Origin of the sequence: Enterobacter sp. C6 (assembly GCF_008122455.1) — a bacterium.
Classification (GTDB): domain Bacteria; phylum Pseudomonadota; class Gammaproteobacteria; order Enterobacterales; family Enterobacteriaceae; genus Enterobacter; species Enterobacter pseudoroggenkampii.
In genome coordinates, this window is the sequence record NZ_QPFW01000089.1 from 1 (window position 1) to 4,046 (window position 4,046).

Annotated in this window: 6 protein-coding genes; all 6 read left to right on the plus strand. The window is 62.0% G+C overall.

Annotated elements, in window-relative coordinates:
• The coding region (locus DOU50_RS01010; protein WP_148768547.1) for a 2-hydroxycarboxylate transporter family protein at nt 1-119 on the plus strand (119 nt) is incomplete at its 5' end.
• Between the two features lie 17 nt (nt 120-136).
• The gene (locus DOU50_RS01015) at nt 137-1,000 is read left to right on the plus strand and encodes a fumarylacetoacetate hydrolase family protein (protein ID WP_045134818.1); all 864 of its coding nucleotides are present in this window, start codon (nt 137-139) and stop codon (nt 998-1,000) included.
• Nucleotides 1,001-1,013: 13 nt separating this feature from the next.
• Entirely contained in the window at nt 1,014-2,036 is a 1,023-nt protein-coding gene (gene citC, locus DOU50_RS01020) for a [citrate (pro-3S)-lyase] ligase (RefSeq protein ID WP_148768548.1), read from the plus strand.
• Between the two features lie 16 nt (nt 2,037-2,052).
• The gene (gene citD / locus DOU50_RS01025) at nt 2,053-2,346 is read left to right on the plus strand and encodes a citrate lyase acyl carrier protein (RefSeq protein ID WP_148768549.1); all 294 of its coding nucleotides are present in this window, start codon (nt 2,053-2,055) and stop codon (nt 2,344-2,346) included.
• Nucleotides 2,343-3,218, plus strand: a complete 876-nt coding sequence (citE, locus tag DOU50_RS01030) for a citrate (pro-3S)-lyase subunit beta (protein ID WP_029740740.1) — start codon at nt 2,343-2,345, stop codon at nt 3,216-3,218. The genes citD and citE overlap by 4 nt, the downstream gene beginning before the upstream one ends.
• 10 nt (nt 3,219-3,228) lie before the next feature.
• Nucleotides 3,229-4,046: citrate lyase subunit alpha (locus DOU50_RS01035; protein WP_322742054.1), on the plus strand; the 818-nt coding region annotated here is incomplete at its 3' end.

The window sequence follows — 4,046 nt, forward strand, 5'->3', positions numbered from 1 at the left end:
CGATCCTGACCGCAGGCAACCGCATGAGCCTGATGCCGTTCGCCCAGATTGCTACCCGTATCGGCGGGGCGATTAACGTCTCCATCTCACTGCTGATTCTGGGCAACTTCCTCGTTTAAGTTTTCAGGAAAGAACAATGAAACTCGCAAGCTTTTTATACCAGGGAAAACGCAGCTACGGCATCGTGCAGGCCGACGGCGTGATTGATTTAGGCCGCCGTCTGGGCGACCGCTACAGCGACCTCAAGGCGCTGCTGCAGGGCAACGGGCTGGCGCAGGCCACCCGCTACCTGAACGATGCCGTGGACGTGCCGATGAGCGCCATCACCTTCTTACCGGTGATTGAGCAGCCGGAAAAAATCCTCTGCGTGGGCATGAACTACGCCGACAAGCGCAAGGAGTTTGACCAGCACAACCCGGCCCCGACGCTGTTTGTCCGCTTCCCGGATTCACAGACCGGCCACAACGAGCCGGTGCTGAAGCCGCGCCACTCCAGCGAATTCGACTACGAAGGCGAGCTGGCGGTGATCATCGGTAAAGGCGGGGAGAACATCAGTCGCGACGACGCCCTGCGCCACGTGGCGGGCTACAGCTGTTACATGGACGGCTCCGCCCGCGACTGGCAGCACACCTGGTTCACCGCCGGTAAAAACTGGCGTCAGACCGGCGCGTTTGGCCCGTGGATGGCGACGGCGGATGAGATCCCCGATCCGCACCAACTGGCGATTCGCACCTGGCTGAACGGCCGCATGGTGCAGGAAGACAACACCAGCAGCATGATCCACAAGGTTGCGGAGCTGATCGAGTACATCAGCACCTTCACCCGCTTAAGCCCAGGCGACGTGATCATCACCGGATCCCCGGGCGGGGTGGGTAAAAAGCGTAACCCGCCGCTGTTTATGAAAGAGGGCGATCGCATTGAGGTGGAGATCGAGCATATCGGTCATCTGAGCAACGTGATCGTGGAAGCGCCAGCCGTCGGGCTTGCGGCAGCACACTAAGTAAGGCGGCAGCATGCACTCGCAACTCATCGATTTTCGCCACACGCTGGTGGCGAAACATCCGGAACGCTTAAGTCAGATCCGTTATCTGCTGGCAGACAGCGGCCTTGGCCTGGACAACGACATCACGCTGTTCGTCGAAGCCTGGTCCGGCTCGCAGCTGGTGGGTTGCGCAGGGCTTGCCGCCAACGTCATCAAATGCGTGGCGGTTAACGAGCAGCTTCGCGGCGAGAACCTCAGCGCGCGGCTGCTGGCAGAGGTGGAACATGCGGCGCTGGAGCGCGGCCATTTTCACCTCTTCCTCTGCACCCGTCCGTGCAACCGGGAGCGCTTTGCCCGCAGCGGCTTCTGGCCGATTGCCCAGAGCGGGAACAACGCCGTGCTGATGGAGAACACCCCGCAGGGGATCGAGCGCTACTGCCGCTCTCTGCGCGCGAACCGCAGGTGTGGGGAGAAAATTGGCGCCATCGTGATGAACGCCAATCCGTTCACCCTCGGCCACCGCCATCTGGTGGAGCAGGCGGCGGCGCAGTGCGACGCCCTGCACCTGTTCGTGGTGCGTGAAGACGCGTCGTTCTTCCCGTTCAGCGCGCGCCTTGAGATGGTGCGCGCGGGCGTGGCGCATCTGCCCAACGTGGTGGTGCATGAAGGCTCGCAGTACATCATCTCTCGCGCCACGTTTCCGGCCTACTTCCTGAAGGAGACCGGCAAAGTGCAGCAGGCGTGGAGCGAGATTGACGTGCTGATCTTCCGGGACTTTATCGCCCCGGCGCTCGGCATCACGCACCGCTTCATCGGCTCGGAGCCGTTCTGCGATATCACCCGCCAGTACAACCAGACGCTGCACGACCTGCTGGCCTCGCATATCGAGGTGGTGGAGATGCCGCGCATCAAGGCCACCGGCAACGCCATATCGGCGTCCGAAGTGCGCCGATTACTGAAGACACAGCAGTTTTCCCGGATCCGGGAGATTGTCCCGGACTCCACCTTCGCGCATCTCGAAACGCATTACCGTGCGAGTGCGGAAGTCGCTTAACTACCAGGAATTTATCATGAAAATTGTAAGGGAGGCGCTGGCCGGAACGCAGGAGTCCAGCGACCTGATGGTGAAAATCGCTCCCGCTCACGGCGAGCTGGAGATCGTCATCCACAGCGAAGTGATTAAGCAGTTTGGCGAGCATATTCGCCAGGTGGTCAACGACACATTGCGCGCCATGAACGTGCACCAGGGATTAATCATTATTGAAGACAAAGGGGCGCTGGACTGTGTGATCCGCGCCCGCCTGCAAAGCGCGCTGATGCGTGCCGCCGACGAACAGACCATCAACTGGGGGGCGCTGAAATGAGCAAACTCCGCCGCAGTATGCTGTTCCTGCCGGGCGCCAACGCCGCCATGCTCTCCACCGCCTTTATCTACCGTCCCGACTCCATCATGTTTGACCTTGAGGACGCCGTTGCCCTGCGCGAGAAGGATACCGCGCGCATGCTGGTGTTTCACGCGCTGCAGCACCCGATGTATCAGGATATCGAAACCGTGGTGCGCATTAACCCGCTCAGCACGCCGTTTGGCCTGTTGGATCTGGAGGCCGCCGTGCGGGCCGGCGTGGACGTGATCCGCCTGCCGAAAACCGACACGCCGGACGACATCTACGAGCTGGAGGGCCACCTTGAGCGTATCGAGCGCGAGTGCGGCCGCGAGGTCGGCTCCACCCGCGTGATGGCGGCGATTGAGTCGGCCATTGGCGTCATCAACGCCGTGGCGATTGCCCGCAGCTCTCCGCGCCTCATCGGCATCGCGCTGGCCGCCTTTGACTACGTGATGGACATGCAGACCGAGCGCGGCGACGGCACCGAGCTGTTCTACGCCCGCTGCGCCGTGCTGCACGCCGCCCGCGCTGCCGGTATCGACGCCTTCGACGTGGTGTGGTCAGACGTTAACGACGAGGCCGGTTTCCTGCGCGAGGTCGATCTGATCCGCAAGATGGGCTTCAACGGCAAATCGCTGATCAACCCGCGTCAGATTGACCTGCTGCACAACGCCTACGCCCCGACGCAGGAAGAGGTGGATCACGCCAGAAGGGTGATTGAGGCGGCAGAAGAGGGCGAGCGTAACGGCCTGGGCGTGGTGTCGCTCAACGGCAAAATGGTGGATGCACCGATTATTAACCACGCGCAGGTGGTGCTGGAGCGCGCGGCAGCCTCCGGCGTGCGTCGGTAAGGATGAGATGATGAATCAGACTGAACTTCTTCACGTGAATTTTCCCCATCTGCGGGACTTAAAACCCTTCGATACCGCCCACAGCGCCACGCCGTGGCTGGCGGACAGCGATGCGAAGCACAGCCGTAAGCTCTGCGCCTCTGTTGAAGAGGCGGTTAAGCGCTGCGGCCTGCAGGACGGGATGACCATCTCCTTCCACCATGCGTTTCGCGAAGGCGACCGGGTGATCAACACCGTCGTGGCGCTGCTGGCGCGGATGGGCTTCAAAAACCTGACGCTTGCCTCCAGCTCGCTGATGACCTGCAACGATGCGCTGATCGAGCATATCGAAAGCGGCGTCATCACCCGGATTTACACCTCCGGCATGCGCGGCAGGCTGGCGGACGCCATCTCCCACGGGTTGATGGACGAGCCGGTGCAAATTCACTCCCACGGCGGGCGCGTGAAGCTGCTCCAGGACGGCGAGCTGAATATCGACGTGGCGTTTCTCGGCGTGCCGTGCAGCGATGAGTTTGGCAACGCCAACGGCACGCACGGCAAATCGTGCTGCGGTTCCCTGGGCTACGCGATGGTGGACGCCCACTTTGCCCGCAAGGTGGTGCTGCTGACTGAAGAGCTGGTGCCGTTCCCCAATATGCCCGCCAGCCTGGTGCAGGACCAGGTGGACTACATTGTGCAGGTTGAAAGCGTGGGCGACCCGGCGAAAATCAGCGTCGGCGCGGCGCGCGTCACCAGCAACCCGCGCGAGCTGATGATCGCCCGCTATGCGGCGGACGTCATTGAACACTCCGGCTACTTCAAACCAGGCTTCTCGATGCAGACCGGCTC